The organism is Candidatus Moranella endobia PCIT, assembly GCF_000219175.1.
Lineage (GTDB): Bacteria > Pseudomonadota > Gammaproteobacteria > Enterobacterales > Enterobacteriaceae > Moranella > Moranella endobia.
In genome coordinates this window covers 17,565-34,202 of the sequence record NC_015735.1, presented here as the reverse complement: position 1 = coordinate 34,202, position 16,638 = coordinate 17,565, and the positions used below count along the sequence as shown (strand labels likewise).

Genomic DNA, 16,638 nt, shown 5'->3' with positions numbered 1-16,638 from the left:
AAGGTACTACTTGTGTAGACATACGCTCAAATTTCAATTGAAAGGATATGTCATGGTATGATAAAATTATGCACAGAAAAGCCATTGATTAAATTTGCTTCATTAGAATCCAAAATACATTTTGGGTTATGCGCTCTTAGCTCAGTCGGATAGAGCAACGGCCTTCTAAGCCGTAGGTCATAGGTTCGAACCCTATAGGGCGCATCATTCAATATTCAATTCTGATTTATAAAACTAGATGCTAAAATATATTCAGTTCAGATCATATTCTATCCGCTTTTATTCCTATTCATAGGAGCAACTAAATAGCGTGTAAAATATTCGCTTTGCTTGATTATATGATTAAGGTTATCAGATCTAATATTATCAAGATCAAAACATAATCTAATAAACAAGAAATACTGTTACATAGATATATTTATTATTAATACACATTTTTTAGTAAAAAACAGTATCACCCATTATATCACCTCAAATAGTTAAGAATACTGTTAAGTAACAAATAGACTGTTACATAAAGTGTTCTAGCTGAGCGTAAGATGCTACCAACCATTTGATTCCATAGTCTGGAAACGCTATCTGCAGCCGGCTATGCTCACCGCTTCCTTCCATATTAACCACCTTGCCCTCGCCGAAGGTAGGATGACGCACCAGCTGGCCTATGGTAAAACTACTGTTGTTTTTACTTAGTACCGTACTAATACGCTGATATCTAGTCGTACTTTTTATGCCGCTTGCGTGCAAACATGCTTTTTTTACGCAAGCCTGTGGTAGTTCGCCAATAAAACGTGACGGACGATGATATACAGTTTTGCCATACATACGTCTGGTTACAGCATAGGTTATTGTTAATTTTTTCATTGCGCGGGTTACACCAACGTATGCTAACCGGCGCTCTTCCTCTAATCTGTCTTCTTCCAGTGACATTGGACTGGGAAACATACCTTCTTCCATGCCAATAATGAATACCTGTTTAAATTCCAGACCTTTAGAGGAATGTAATGTCATTAATTGCACAGCATCCTTGCAAAAGGATGCTTGCTCATCCATGGTATCAATTGCTGCATGAGAAAGGAATGCCTGTAATGGTAATACATTCTGCTCTTCATAGTTATATTGGAACTGACGGGTAGCAGTTACTAGTTCTTTTAAGTTTTCAATACGTGCCTGGCCTTTTTCGCCTTTTTCATGCTCGTACATGCTCCAAATACGTGAATTTTTAATGACTGTATCGGTTTGCACATGCAGTGGTAATTCTGCTGTTTCTGCCGCTAGCGTATCTATAAGATTCAAAAATTGCAGTAGTGCCGCAGAAGCGCGACCAGTCAATACGCGCTCGTCTATTAGATGCCGACTTGACTGCCATAATGTTAGCTGCTGGTTGCGTGCGGTTTTGCGCACTAAATCGAGGGTACGATCGCCGATGCCGCGCGGTGGAGTATTAACGACTCGTTCATAGGCTGCGTCGTTGTTGCGATTGTTAATGAGCCGTAAATAGGCTAGTCCGTCTTTAATTTCTTGACGCTCGAAAAAGCGCATACCACCATAAATACTGTAAGGTAGGCCAGTTTGCAGCAAAGCTTCTTCTAGTACGCGTGACTGGGCGTTGCTACGATATAGAATAGCGCAATCTTTGAGTGCTCCTCCTTGCTCCTGGCTTACCTTGATGCTATTCACCACAAAACGTGCCTCATCTAGTTCGTTAAAGGCACAATAAAGAGAAATAAGCTCACCTTTTAGGCTTTTGGTCCATAGATTTTTGCCAAGACGGTTTCCGTTTTGGGAAATTAGTACATTGGCAGCTTGTAAAATATTACAAGTAGAACGGTAATTCTGTTCTAAACGCATGATCTTAGCATCAGGAAAATTTTCTAGAAAACGATTAATATTTTCCACTTTTGCCCCACGCCAGCCGTAAATTGACTGATCATCGTCACCGACGATCATTACACTGCAGTTATTACCGGCTAGCCGTTGAATCCAAGCGTATTGAATTTTGTTGGTATCTTGGAATTCATCTACTAGGATATTGGTGAAACGATCGCGATATTGCTGCAAAATATGTGGTTTATTTAGCAAAAGTTCATAAGCACGCAGTAGAAGCTCGGCAAAATCTACTATCCCGGCGTGGTCACACGCTTCCTGATAGGTGTGATATATAATTTGCCAGGTCTGCTCTATTTGGTTACCATAAATTTTAACATTATACGGTCGTATACCTTGATCTTTTTTGCCACAGATGTACCACATTGCCTGGCGCGGCGACCATTTTTTCTCATCTAAATTCATAGTTTTTATTAGACGTTTCAACAAGCGCAGCTGATCCTCACTATCTATAATATGAAAATCATTTGGTAAATTAGCATCCTGATGGTGAGTATGTAGTAAGCGGTTGGCTAGTCCATGAAAAGTACCAAGCCACATGCCACACTGCTTAGTACCTACTAACTGTTCGATACGATGGCGCATTTCTGCTGCCGCCTTGTTGGTAAATGTTACGGCCATTATAGAAGATGGTAAACAATGTTCAACTAATAATAGCCAAGCTATTCGGTGCACTAGTACTCTAGTTTTACCACTACCTGCTCCTGCCAGCACTAGTAAATTACCGCGAGGTGCTGTCACTGCTTCACGTTGCTTATCGTTTAAATGGTTGAGTAAATCATAAACATACATATTTTGCCTTTAATATGTGAACTAGGAATGACCCCCTTGTCAGTAGCAGAAATCATAGATGCAGAAAAATTGTTCATTTCAAAATATTTGAACAAAGAAAGTTAAACACGCAAGCATAAAATTTTTCCTGCTAGTATGAGTATGCATAATGACGTCACATTGTTCTCTTACGTTGATATTATGAAGGGTTATTATGACTGCAATTAGGTATTGGTTATTTATTCGGTGTAAAATTAATATTTTTAGATCAACTAACTACTTTTATTTGATTTGTTAACCGGCGGTAAATAAACGTTACTTTTTAATCCACAGCCATAAATTTCTAGCAAGATCAACCCCAATGCGGCAATAAACAACTCGTTTTTCATTTTACCTCTTAACCATTCATTGTTTATCAATTTTCACTTTACTATCATCTAAGTTATAATATAACAAACTACTCCCATTGCTTTTTACAATTAACACTGCTGATTTGCTGTATATAACGAACGCAGATGTATCTAGCCAGCTTGCTATAGCACGCTTAATGTATAATAACTTTTGTAAAAATATAAAATACTATTTGGTGAATAAATATCTTAAATAGCCATATAATTATTAATATTACACATACTGTAGATAGTTTATTGTTATTTCTATTGTTTTCTCTTTTGGCCTTACTTAGCTGCTGCCGTAAACTGACTGTATTTAAAATTGGTGTTAGTAATATAATTATATATTAAAGTTAAATATTAACATTGGTAATTTTTATGCAAGATAACCTTCTCAGAATTGCTACTCGCAAAAGTCCTCTTGCGTTGTGGCAGGCAGGATATGTGCGCGATAAGTTACTACGCTATCACCCTCATTTACAGGTTGAAATGGTACCATTGATCACTCGTGGCGATATGATCCTTGATACATCGCTTGCCAAAGTAGGTGGTAAAGGATTATATATCCATGAATTGGAACGAGCACTCCTAGACCATCATGCTGATATTGCCGTACATTCGATGAAGGATATGACAATCTCGTTTCCAGATGGTCTAGGAATTGTTATTCTATGTGAGCGAGAAGATTCGCGTGATGCTTTTGTCAGTAAGCGTTATGCTAGTATTGACACTATGCCATCATGCGCTGTTATTGGTACATCAAGCTTGCGACGGCAGTGCCAATTGCGAGAAAGACGGCCTGATTTACAGATACAAGATCTGCGTGGAAATGTTGGCACCCGACTAGCTAAGCTAGATCATGGTGATTTTGATTCGGTTGTCTTGGCTGTAGCTGGTCTAAAACGATTAGGGTTAGAGAATCGCATTCGTCAGGCTATAGATCCTTCTGACTCATTGCCTGCCGGTGGTCAGGGTGCGGTTGGGATCGAATGCCGGCTAGATGATACTCGTACGTTGACAATGTTAGCACCGCTACATCATCAGGAAACTGCTTTACGGGTAGGTGCGGAACGTGCCATGAATGCCCGTTTACAAGGTGGATGCCAGGTTCCTATCGGCAGTTATGCTGTACTAGACGGCGAAGAAGTATGGTTGCGTGCTCTGGTCGGTTCTCCGGACGGCACCAACGTCATCCGCTGCGAAGGGCGGGCACCTTTGGAACAGGCCGAGCAACTAGGCTTGCGTCTAGCTGACGATATTCTAGATCGTGGTGCCCGCGCTATTTTATCTCAGATTTATCAAAAAAACATACAACATCATCAATGACTATCCTAGTCACCCGACCATCGCCAGCTGGTAAACAATTGGTGAATAGGTTGCGTACTAGCGGTAAATGCGCTTGGCATTTACCGCTGATTCACTTTAACCCCGGCAAAGATCTACCGCATCTACCGCAACATCTGGCTAACCTTACTTCTGGAGATTTGTTATTTATTGTCTCACAAAATGCAATTAATTACGCCCACCCTTGGTTGAAACAACATGAAATAAATTGGCCTGATAGTTTGCATTATTACGCAATTGGTCCCAGTACAGGCTTGTTGCTGCATGGTCTTAGTGGATTACTCGTTAGCTACCCTGAGACCGGATCAACTAGTGAGGATGTGCTAAGTTTACCCACGCTAGCGGGCATCGATGGTAAACGTGCGCTGATCCTACGTGGTAACGGTGGAAGTGAAGTTTTGGAACAAATGTTGCTTCAGCGCGGGGTGCAGACAACTTATTGTGAATGCTACCGTCGTAGTCCAATTTATTATGACGGTGAAGAGCAGAGTCATCGCATGCAAACACTAGGTATCGATACGTTAGTAATAACTAGTGGAGAAATGTTACAACAATTTTATCAGTTAATACCTGAATACTATCGTTGCACCTGGCTGAAAAAATGTAAAATAATAGTTGTTAGTACACGTTTAGCGATGATTGCTTGCAAATTAGGCTGGACAAACATCATTGTAGCTAAAGCGGCAGATAATGATACATTGATGCGCACATTACTCTAAAGTTTATCATGCGCCACAATAAATATATGGTATTATCGAACTGTTTTTAATTAAATTAATGTCTTTTAATATAAAAATTATCACAATTAGCGCTGGCTACTTCAAGAAAATTCAAGGCAATTGATAGGATCAAAGATATAAAATATAATATATAATCGTTTGATATAGCTTTCCAGTTTTTTTTACTGATGTTATTAACAAGACTGTATTTTTAAAAAAACAATTTATTATGATACAATCATAGGTTTTAACCATATTTTAAAAAAAGTCATGGTAAACTTTAGCAGTTAAATATAATTATTTATCTTATTAGGAGACCCCATGGTTAGCAGAGGCGTTAACAAAGTGATTCTAGTCGGAAATCTGGGCCAGAATCCGGAAGTCCGCTATATGCCTAATGGTGGTGCGGTAGCTAATATCACTCTAGCAACCTCTGATAGTTGGCGTGACAAGCAAACCGGAGAAACCAAAGAAAAAACGGAATGGCACCGTGTGGTATTGTTTGGCAAGCTGGCTGAGGTGGCGGTTGAATATTTACGTAAGGGCTCCCAAGTTTATATTGAAGGGTATTTACAAACTCGCAAATGGCAAGACCAAAGCGGTCATGATCGATATACTACCGAAATAGTAGTTAACATCGGTAGTGGTACAATGCAAATGCTCGGTAGTCGCCACAGCAGCGCAGCCAGTGGTAACACTAGTAATGTACATTTACAGCAGCATGGTAGTTGGGAACAATCTCAGCAATTACCAGAGAGTGAAAATAATGCGCAATACAGCGACAGCGGAGGAAAAGTATCTGCGGGACGTCAAATACCGAACTCATCATCAGTGCATAGAAATGAACCAACGATAGACTTTGATGATGATATTCCTTTTTAAAACCTTAACTACCCGTTATATTTGTAGATAATAAATCTCTTCAATTTATTAAGATTTATAACTTTCATGAAAATGAATAATTGCAAAGTGCAAATTATCGGAGCCATTTCTGTGGTGTAATCCTAGTGAATATATTCCTAATCATATTTCGTACCAGTATAACAATTATCGAATCGTGACCAATGTTCGTTAAATGTTAGTCGTACAGTGCCTATAGGGCCGTTCCGCTGTTTGCCAATAATAATTTCAGCAATACCCTTCATGTCGCTATTGTCATGATATATTTCATCGCGGTAGATAAACATAATAAGGTCAGCATCCTGCTCAATTGAGCCAGACTCTCGTAAGTCAGAGTTGATTGGACGCTTGTCGGCACGTTGTTCCAGGCTTCGGTTTAACTGTGATATCGCTATAACTGGTATATTTAATTCTTTTGCTAGTGCCTTAAGGGATCTTGAAATTGCTGCTATTTCTAGGTTACGGTTATCGTATATTGATGGTACTCGCATCAGTTGAAGGTAATCGATCATAATCAGGCTGAGACCATTGTGTTCACGGAATAACCGGCGAGCACGAGCTCGTACTTCTGTTGTGGTTAATGTTGATGAGTCATCAATGTATATGTTTCTTTTTTCCAGTAAGATCCCCATCGCATTAGAAATGCGCGCCCAGTCATCATCAGCAAGCTGGCCGGTCCGAATGCGATTTTGATCGACACGCGACAATGATGCCAGCATACGCATCATTATCTGTTCACTGGGCATCTCTAGGCTAAAGATTAGAACCGGTTTATTTGCTGTCATGGCAGCATGTTCGCATAAGTTCATGGCAAATGTCGTCTTACCCATAGAAGGTCGTGCTGCGATAATGATTAAATCAGACTTTTGTAACCCTGCCGTCTTTTTATCCAGATCTAGATAGCCACTTGAAATACCAATAACTCCGTCATGCGGCTTCTGGTAAAGTTGCTCTATGCGGGCAACTGTTTCTTCAAGAATGCGTTCTATGCTTTGTGGGCCTTCATCTTTACGGGCACGGTTATCAGCTATTTTGAATATTCTAGATTCTGCCATATCCAGTAGATCATCGCTGCTACGTCCCTTTGGATTGTAACTTGCATCGGCGATCTCATTAGCAACAGTGATCATTTCTCTTAACACGGCCCGTTCGCGTATAATATCGGCATAAGCTGAAATATTCGCGGTACTAGGAATATTTTTGGATATTTCTGCTAGATAGCCAAATCCACCAACCGTTTCTAGTTCTCCTTTTTGTTCCAGAGATTCTGAAAGTGTGATTAGATCAATGGGATTGCCCAGTTCTAATAAACGTTGCATCTCGGTAAAAATAAGACGATGCGGTCGGTTTAAGAAATCATTACTAGTAATGATTTCAGCGATATTATCCCAGCGTTCGTTATCCAGCATCAAACCACCTAGAACAGACTGTTCTGCTTCCAGCGAATGTGGCAATCTCTTTAAACCTTCAAGCTGAAGATCGCGAGTAATATATGATTTATTAGACTGTCTTTTTTCAGGCATAAAATACGGTTCTTCTATTAATAATTCCTTTGGATAAAAGTTTAACTCCTCACAGATTTAAAATCCCTATGTATTGGGTAATGGTTGTCAAAAGACTTATGGTTATTATTATTTTTACCTTTTCAAAAACAATCAGAGCTTAGCATATACATATATAGTTTACATGTATCTAATGTTAAATGAGTTAATTAGCGCCAGCTCAGCTATCTCCTACTAGCGAGTAATTTTCTTATTACTTTACTACTTATGCATTTAGCTAATTCAAGATATGTTGTATCTTGATATGTTTTGGTTAATAATCGTGTTTGCTGACTGTGAAAATTTTAACTAGTATTAATAATACAAATTAGTATTTTTAATGTAACCACCCCTAATTTAAAATTTTGTATACTTACTAAGTAAGTTATGGATGCGAGCATTATTAATCACGATTGATCAGTAAATTATTTGTTAATGAGTAAACCTATAAACCATTCCAAGTAACAGAATTAATAGTATTTTTTGTTTCTAACTTTATTATTGTTATATTTGTATTATAGATCATAATAAATATATCTTATTAAGTTTGATTATTAGTTATATAAATATAAGTTATTGAAATTGTTTAATATTTAAAATCCATGTGTATTCAAATTACAGAATAAAATTGATACTAAATATGATTTAAAATGAATATTTATTCTTCTATGCCTAACTAACTGTTAGCAATGACGTTCTTTTAACGGTTTGTATTTTATTCTTGATTTTATGTTATAAATAATAATTTTCTTTTCTTGATCTTTTTATTTGTTTTAGCGCTAAATTTAGCAGCCTGCTCAATTGCTATAGCTGCGTTGTTATTGATTGTTCGCTGATATCACTATATAAGGCTTGCTTGTTCAATGGTGTAAATAGGGTAACTTTTACTGAATTTAATTTTTATGCGATGGTGTTTAGTGATAATACTAACCTTGGTTTAGAGGTAGAGTATTATGTTATGCACTATTACCTTTAGAAGGGTATTTACCTAATTTAGATTAGGTAAATTAATTTAAATATGAATTTAAGTTAAAGTGATTCGCTTTAAGTTTAAATAAAATATTTTATAATAATTAATATTTACGGCAAACCCACATAACATTTTGCTGTTTTTTTGGCAGTAAATGATTGTAAGTATGTGAACAAGTTTAAAACTATTAAGAAAAATATTATTTATGAATAGCTAATACTAATTTAAATAGAGAGAAGAATATTGCCTCAATATAACTATCATGGAACCTATTTCTTAACTAGTGCACCAAATATTCGTTCTTTGCCAATTGATAGTGGGATTGAAATTGCTTTTGCTGGGCTTTCTAATGTCGGTAAATCCAGCGCGCTAAATACCCTTATTAATCAGAAAAAGCTTGTCAGAATTAGCAAAATACCTGGGAATACTAAGCTAATTAACATATTTGAAGTAGAGCCAGGTATAAGATTAGTGGATCTTCCCGGTTATGGCTATGCAGTATTGCCCGAAAAAATAAAAATTCAGTTGCAAAATACCATGCTCGAATATTTGCAAAAACGCACCAGTCTCAAAGGACTAGTAGTGATCATGGATATTCGCTACCCGATGAAATATCTCGATCAACAAATAGTTCAATTAGCAGTGGAATTCAATCTACCAGTCTTAGTACTGCTTACTAAAGCAGATAAACTATCAACTTGCGCATGTAAGTTACAATTAACTAAAGTACGTGAAACAGCGTTGGTTTTTGTTAATAATATACAAGTTGAAATGTTTTCATCACTTACAAAACAAGGTATTGATAAGCTGCGTAAGAAATTAAATGCTTGGTTTGACTGTAGTTGAAAATAAAGTTTGCTACTAATGCAACTTTATTAAGACAGCTATAATATTGGAATTAAAAGTAATACGCTTGCTTTGGTATAGTTATTTTAATTTTACTGAAATAATGCTATGGGAACATTTGATTAGGTACGTATTGTCATTAGATTTTAACAAAGTAAAAAACGTATTTTTTATAAAATCTTCCCTGCTGGCTAGAAACCTGCAGGGAGACTTAGATGCTATCTGTAAGTAAAAATATTTATTAAATTACTGTAACTTTTCTTATAAGGCAGTTACATTTGCTGCTGAAGGTCCTTTCTGACCATCCTGAATCTCAAATTCAACATTCTGACCTTCCGTTAGAGTTTTGAAGCCGTTACCCTGAATAGCAGAAAAGTGAACGAAAACATCCTTACTTCCATCAGTAGGCGTGATAAAACCAAAACCTTTCGATTCGTTGAACCACTTAACTTGACCTTTGATCTTTGCCATTTACTTATTTCCTTTGGAGTTTGCAAATCTAATTAAAGCAATTTTTTAGCAATAAATAGAGTCATAATTTATTCATTATTCATTACTATACTATGTGAGGTACTCAGATTAGTATTGGCATAGAAGTAGAAGAAAAGTCGTATGCAACAAAATCGCCTAAACGTAAAACTAGTTGATTTAAAAATACCACTCATATGCAGAACTGTACCTCATTTTACCAAATTTTGTTATCACATAATCTGCAAAGAATGGCAAGTTTTTTTTTAAAAAAAAAAGGAAAATTCTTCCAAAATTAATACCAATATTGCAGTACATGATAAATTTATGTGTTGCTAAGTAATAATTTTACCTTATATTATAAGAGTTGTGTAATTTCTTAGTGTAGATTAGTTAATATAATCAATAGTAATAAGTATAGTTTATATGTACATTCTATTCTATAAAATAGAATTCAAATGCGTCTAAATTGACAAATTCAAGGTAAGCAATAGTATGGTTATCTGTTCAAGAATTACTTTATAAGTAGCAATTACTTTTACTCATGATCTGCTTCCGATCAGAAGTAGTTTTAGTACTGCTAACAGTATTAGCAATAACAAGTTCTTTTTTGCATGTAAGACTACAGCAACCATCAAATTTACTAGCGCAAACTGGACATTGTATAAATAATACATGGCAATTATGATTGCCGCAATTAGTATAGTTGTCGCAAGAAGTATGGCATTGTTGGCAATTAGCAATAATATCTGTTGTAATACGCTCGCCCAAACGTTCATCAAATACAAAATTTTTACCAATAAATTTCAAGGGCAGACCTTTTTCCCTTGCTCTTCGAGTATATTCAATAATTCCTCCTTCTACTTGATACACTTTTTTAAAGCCTTTATGCAACAGCCAGGCGCTGGCTTTTTCGCAGCGTATACCACCCGTACAATAAAGAATAATTTTTCTATTTTTCTCTTGTCGTAGAATATCAACTATTAGTGATAGCTGTTCACGAAACGTATTAGCCGGCATTCTAATAGCATGCTCAAAATGACCTATGTCATATTCATAATGATTGCGTATATCAACAAATAGCGCATCTGGATTATGCGTCATAGTGTTAACTTCTTCCGCTTTTAGATAAATTCCAACTTGCGTTGGATTAAATGATGAATCTTCAATACCATCATTAATGATACGTGATCTTATTTTCATGCGCAGAACCCAGAATGATTTACTGTTATCTTCTAAGGCCACGTTTAAACGTAGTTTATCCAACTGTTGATGTGCGGTATATATAATATTGCGCAATGTACTAAAATAATTTTGTGGCACACTGATTTGCGCATTAATACCTTCTGCGGCGATATATATTCGTCCGAAAACCTGTAACTTTATAAATTTTTGGTAAAGATCATCACGGAAATTATGTGGGTCATTAATGGTAAAATATTTGTAAAAAGAAACCGTGATCCGGGGTTCAGTTTCAGCTAGCATCCTAGCCCGTAATTCCTGATTACATATTTTATTATGTAATACTGACATAGTTTTTCTTCCTGTTGTTAATAAAATTTCTAGTACTTACGAAAATTAAATTCTCTATGACTAGTCAGTAATATTTCGCAAATTTTCATATGATCCATTACCTGATGTAATATTACAAGGAACATTACAAGATAGTATGAAGTAATAATATTGCTGTATTGCACAGTGTCAGTTCAAGTTTTTTATTTAACTAGCTATTTTTTTGCAAAACTATAAAATAAATAAATGATTTAGATATCTTCAGCAAAATTAAAATTTTAGTTAAAAGAACTTAAATAAGATTTATTAGCAATATTAGTTTTAAATTATACTTTTGCGGTAAAATTTCAATTACTTAATAGTTATTAAGGTTATTAATAGTATTAGGAAGATAGATATTGGGGCTACTAGTAATTTATTTATTGGATGCGTTATATAACTGCTATTATTTAATATTATTTATAATTGTATTTTCAATACATGCTTAAATCTGAGTACTAAACGTTAATTATAAAAATTTTAAGTTGTTTGCCATAAAATTAGTGGTAAAAGAAAAGCATTGTTACTAACAGCAATGCGCGCGTAAGCAATTTGCTTAAAGATTCCGTTTATAAATTATCTAATAATACAGGTGATGTTGTAAAAATATGTAGGATATTAACAATCCTTCTTAACAAACATATATATCCATAATATATATATTTTCTTTAAAAGGGCATAGTCATTTGCGGAGTAATGAACATTTCACTTATTTAAATACGCTATTAAGTTAAATATGCCGATAATAGGAGTTGAACCTATAACCTTCGCATTACGAATGCGTTGCTCTACCATTTGAGCTATATCGGCAGAGTATTATGAATACAATATTAATTAATCTAAATATAATTGTATCAGTTTTATTAATCAAATATCGATATTAGCTGCATTAAGCGCGTTTTCTTCAATAAAAGAACGACGTGGCTCTACCGCATCCCCCATTAGCGTTGTAAATATATGATCTGCAGCGATAGCGTCTTTAACTGTTACTCGTAACATACGTCTATTTTTTGGATTCATAGTGGTTTGCCAAAGTTGTTCAGGATTCATCTCACCTAAACCTTTATAGCGTTGTACTACTAGACCACGCTGCGATTCTTTTATGAGCCATTCCAACGATTGTTCAAAGTTATTAACTTTTTGACGGTATTCACCACGCTCGATATAGGCATCAGCTTTGATAAGATTGTTCAATTTTTTACCAAACGTTGTTAATTTAAGATAATCACTACTGTGGATGAAATCGTAATCCAGCAGATAATTTGAATTAACACCATGCTTATGCACAAGTAGTATCGGTTCGAATAAATTATCTACGTTATTGTTTTTTATTTTGAAACTATAGCAGCTGCTACCGTGCTTCTCATTATTATTGAGCTTTTGCACCAATGAGGAGATCCAACTGATTATCTTATCCTGCTTATTGAGTTGAGTTGCAGTTAACGCAGTATTATAAATTAGATGGTTAAGTAGTTCACGTGGGAAGCGTTTTTCTATTCGGCTTATAAGTTTTTTTATTGCATAGTGCTCAACTACTAGATTTTTTAACTGATATTCGGCTAGTAACTGATAATTTTCTTTGGTATGTAACTTTGCACCATCCAATGCTAATGCTAACTGATATTGCGTCATTGCCTCGTCATCTTTAATATATTGTTCCTGCTTGCCTTTTTTAACTTTATAAAGTGGTGGCTGGGCGATAAATAAATAACCTCGCTCGATAATTTCAGGCATTTGGCGATAAAAGAATGTTAGCAACAAGGTACGAATATGTGAGCCATCAACATCAGCATCAGTCATGATAATAATATTATGATATCTCAATTTATCCGGATTATATTCATCACTACCAATACCACAACCTAGGGCCGTTATCAACGTAGCTACTTCATGGGAAGAAAGTACTTTGTCAAAACGAGCTTTTTCAACATTAATAATTTTGCCTTTCAGGGGTAATATTGCCTGATTTTTACGGTTCCGACCCTGTTTTGCCGAACCTCCTGCGGAGTCACCTTCAACTAGATATAATTCAGAAAGTGCTGGATCACGTTCTTGGCAGTCAGCCATTTTACCGGGTAAACCAGCTAAATCCATAGCTCCTTTACGACGGGTTATCTCTCTTGCTTTACGTGCAGCTTCACGGGCGATTGCAGCAGCAATAATTTTATCTACAACTATTTTAGCGTCGTTAGGATTTTCCTGCAGGTATTCAGCTAATTTTTCATTAAGCAGTGATTCTACTGTAGATTTAACTTCTGAGGAAATAAGTTTGTCCTTAGTTTGGGAAGAAAATTTTGGATCCTGTGCCTTGACTGAAACAACAGCAGTAAGACCTTCACGTGCGTCATCGCCGGTAGTAATAACTTTAGCTTTTTTGCAATAGCCTTCTTTATCCATATATAAATTCATTGTACGAGTCATGGCAGCGCGAAAACCTGCCATATGTGTACCACCATCACGCTGAGGAATATTATTGGTAAAACAATAAATATTTTCTTGGGAACTATCATTCCATTGCAACGCGATTTCAACACCGATACTATCTTTTTCAACTGAAAAATAGAAAACATTTGGGTGAAGAGGATTTTTGTTTTTATTCAGATATTTTATAAAAGCTTTAATGCCTCCTTCATAATGAAAGTGATCTTCTTGATCATTACGTTTATCTTTTAAGCGTATAGAAACCCCTGAATTAAGAAAAGATAGTTCAAGAAGACGTTTTGCCAGAATATTATATTGAAATTCGGTATTATTGGTGAAGGTAGTGCTAGGCCAAAAGCGTATGATAGTACCGGTTTTATTAGTTTCACCAACTACTTTTAGTGGTGATTGTGGTACACCGTAATAATATATTTGATGATGTACTTTGCCTTCGCGTTTTATTATTAGTTCTAATTTTTCTGATAAGGCATTCACCACCGAAATACCTACACCATGTAGTCCACCAGAAACTTTATATGAATTTTCATCGAACTTACCGCCAGCGTGCAACATAGTCATGATTACTTCAGCCGCGGATATATTTTCCTCTTCGTGAATGTCGGTCGGTATACCGCGTCCATCATCTTGGATAGAAACTGAATTATCATCGTGGATGATTACAACTATTTTTTTACAATAACCAGCAAGGACTTCATCAATTGCATTATCCACAACTTCGAATACCATATGATGCAGACCAGTGCCATCATCTGTATCGCCGATATACATACCAGGGCGCTTACGTACTGCGTCCAGTCCTTTAAGAATTTTGATATTTGAGGAAGTATAAGAATTTGACATCAAGTTTTCTCACTTAGTATAAACTTTATAGTTATGTGCTAACTACGATAGATTAGTTTCTAATTGGTAACATTACAGATTTAATTCTTTTGATTCTTCCTCAATTGACCCAGATAGCTCCTAAAACGGCTTAAATACTTATCTAATATAGAGTAGTATTAGAATAAAATACCTCAACTTTTAACAATTGAAACTAAAATTGCATATTAAATACAAATAGCATGTAAGTGTTGTAGATTGTTTTTCTACTAATATTATAATACAAATTTTATTTCTATCTGTATATTAGCATTTACTACATCCGTATTGGCATAACTACATATTTTGCAGCTGTGTTAGCGCTATCTTCAATCTGCACACTCGATGTTTCATCTGTCAGTAGCAACCTTACTACCTTGCATTTTAGAACATTAAGCACATCCAGTATGTAACTAGCATTAAAACTGATTACTATAGTACGGTCTTGATAATCGACATCGAGTATTTCTTCAGTTTCTTCCTGTTCCATATTATGGGCAGTTATCTTTAACTGGTTGTGGCTTAGATTAAGCTGTACGCTGCGAAACTTTTCATGAGAAAGTATTGATGCCCTAGTAAATGCCTGTCTAAGTAAATCACATTCTACCTCAAGTATTTTATCAGAATTATTATGATGTAAAACGCGGTTATAATCAGGGAAACGACCATTAACTAGTTTAGATGTAAAAATATAATTACTTATTATCGCACGGAGATTGTTATCACCAATTTTTATTTTCAATAATTGTATCCGTTCATTTAACATGCGTACTAACTCTATCACCCCTTTACGCGGTACAATGATAGATTGGTATGGTAGTGTTTCATTGAGCAAAATAGTATATTTTGCTAGACGGTGTCCATCAGTAGCCACTATACGTAATTCCCTCCCTTCTGTCTCAAACAGCATACCATTAAGGTAGTGACGTATATCTTGATTGGCCATTGAGAATTGAGTAGATTCAATTGCTCTTTTGAAAATCGATTGTGATAACGTAAACTCCTCATAACTTTGACAATAATCTAAATTAGGAAAATTAGATGCAGGTAACGTGACAAGTGAATAGCGTATTCGCCCAGAACGAATGATCATTCTTTCATTCTCTATATTAAATGCTATTTCTGCTTTTTCTGGCATGCAACGGCAAATATCAAAAAACTTACGTGCTGGTACTGTTATCTTGCCAAAATCATTAGTATTACTAATTACAACTCGCGCAATAATTTCAATTGATAAATCTGTACCAGTGATTAATAAGCTATTTTCTGTTACCTGTAATAGTACATGACTTAAAATTGGTAAGGTTGGACGAACTACCAACATTCCACTTACCTGTTGTATAGACTTAATCAAATGTTCACGTTCAACGATAAATTGCATAATATTTATTAGAGCAATATTAGGTTAGATAACTATTATTAGTTGTTAATGTATTTTCGATAACTATATTGATAGTTTTCTTGATGGAGGGAAAAACAAGGCTGATAAGCTGTAGCAAAAAAATAATTATAGCTTATACATAAGAATACTATAATGTTTGCAATGTATATACATTTCCGTAAAATTAATTACTAGTCAAATTATTATTTATAATACCAAGCAATTATTGCCTTTAAATACTTTAGTATAATCGCTTAAATTAGTATTTAAGCTACCTTAAATACTATCAGTTCTGTTAGTCTTCAAGCTAAGTAATTAATTAATAAAGAAATTAGGCTTAGGTTATATCTCAATATTATTAGAGTTATTCCACCAAACTTTATTAGCACTTTTTTATCATAATGGATTATTACTAATTCATTCTAGCATAGTTCATAGTTATGGTAGTTTGATTTTGTGTTGCCTACCTAGCCTACCTAAAAATATTTCATCCTATATATAAAATAGTATTTTGCAAAAAAAAATAATTTAACTAAACACTGATTATCAGTGGCTGAAGTTTTTATTTTAA

10 protein-coding genes and 2 tRNA genes are annotated in these 16,638 nt (G+C 35.2%); 5 read left to right on the top strand and 7 right to left on the bottom strand.

Annotated elements, in window-relative coordinates; all coding sequences use genetic code 11:
- Positions 1-130: 130 nt before the first annotated feature.
- Positions 131-204: transfer RNA gene (locus MEPCIT_RS00145), tRNA-Arg, on the top strand.
- A gap of 306 nt (positions 205-510) precedes the next feature.
- On the opposite strand, the gene uvrD is transcribed toward MEPCIT_RS00145, so the two are convergent.
- Positions 511-2,676: a DNA helicase II gene (uvrD, locus tag MEPCIT_RS00140; RefSeq protein ID WP_013975446.1), complete on the bottom strand. Its 2,166-nt coding sequence runs from the start codon at positions 2,674-2,676 to the stop codon at positions 511-513.
- Positions 2,677-3,425: 749 nt separating this feature from the next.
- Between uvrD and hemC the strand changes: the two genes are divergently transcribed.
- From hemC to MEPCIT_RS00125, 3 genes are all read left to right on the top strand, one after another.
- Positions 3,426-4,373: a hydroxymethylbilane synthase gene (hemC, locus tag MEPCIT_RS00135; RefSeq protein WP_013975445.1), complete on the top strand. Its 948-nt coding sequence runs from the start codon at positions 3,426-3,428 to the stop codon at positions 4,371-4,373.
- The gene (hemD, locus tag MEPCIT_RS00130) at positions 4,370-5,110 is read left to right on the top strand and encodes a uroporphyrinogen-III synthase (RefSeq protein WP_013975444.1); all 741 of its coding nucleotides are present in this window, start codon (positions 4,370-4,372) and stop codon (positions 5,108-5,110) included. The genes hemC and hemD overlap by 4 nt, the downstream gene beginning before the upstream one ends.
- Positions 5,111-5,431: 321 nt before the next feature.
- Positions 5,432-5,992 (top strand): single-stranded DNA-binding protein, encoded by a 561-nt coding sequence (locus tag MEPCIT_RS00125; RefSeq protein WP_013975443.1) that lies wholly within the window; start codon positions 5,432-5,434, stop codon positions 5,990-5,992.
- A gap of 137 nt (positions 5,993-6,129) precedes the next feature.
- Here the strand turns inward: MEPCIT_RS00125 and dnaB are convergent, their stop codons facing one another.
- On the bottom strand, positions 6,130-7,533 hold the full coding sequence (gene dnaB, locus MEPCIT_RS00120; protein ID WP_013975442.1) for a replicative DNA helicase: 1,404 nt from the start codon (positions 7,531-7,533) through the stop codon (positions 6,130-6,132).
- Between the two features lie 1,231 nt (positions 7,534-8,764).
- Here dnaB and yihA point away from each other — a divergent pair.
- Positions 8,765-9,367, top strand: coding sequence for a ribosome biogenesis GTP-binding protein YihA/YsxC (yihA, locus tag MEPCIT_RS00115; RefSeq protein WP_013975441.1), 603 nt, complete (start codon positions 8,765-8,767; stop codon positions 9,365-9,367).
- 261 nt (positions 9,368-9,628) lie between these two features.
- On the opposite strand, the gene cspE is transcribed toward yihA, so the two are convergent.
- From cspE to dnaN, 5 genes are all read right to left on the bottom strand, one after another.
- Positions 9,629-9,838: a transcription antiterminator/RNA stability regulator CspE gene (cspE, locus tag MEPCIT_RS00110; RefSeq protein WP_013975440.1), complete on the bottom strand. Its 210-nt coding sequence runs from the start codon at positions 9,836-9,838 to the stop codon at positions 9,629-9,631.
- Positions 9,839-10,354: 516 nt separating this feature from the next.
- On the bottom strand, positions 10,355-11,368 hold the full coding sequence (trhO, locus tag MEPCIT_RS00105; protein WP_013975439.1) for an oxygen-dependent tRNA uridine(34) hydroxylase TrhO: 1,014 nt from the start codon (positions 11,366-11,368) through the stop codon (positions 10,355-10,357).
- A gap of 755 nt (positions 11,369-12,123) precedes the next feature.
- Positions 12,124-12,196 (bottom strand) — tRNA-Thr (locus tag MEPCIT_RS00100).
- A 57-nt stretch (positions 12,197-12,253) separates the two neighbouring features.
- A complete protein-coding gene (gene gyrB, locus MEPCIT_RS00095; RefSeq protein ID WP_013975438.1) occupies positions 12,254-14,668 on the bottom strand; it encodes a DNA topoisomerase (ATP-hydrolyzing) subunit B in 2,415 nt (804 codons plus the stop codon).
- Between the two features lie 295 nt (positions 14,669-14,963).
- Positions 14,964-16,067: a DNA polymerase III subunit beta gene (dnaN, locus tag MEPCIT_RS00090; RefSeq protein WP_013975437.1), complete on the bottom strand. Its 1,104-nt coding sequence runs from the start codon at positions 16,065-16,067 to the stop codon at positions 14,964-14,966.
- Positions 16,068-16,638: the final 571 nt, after the last annotated feature.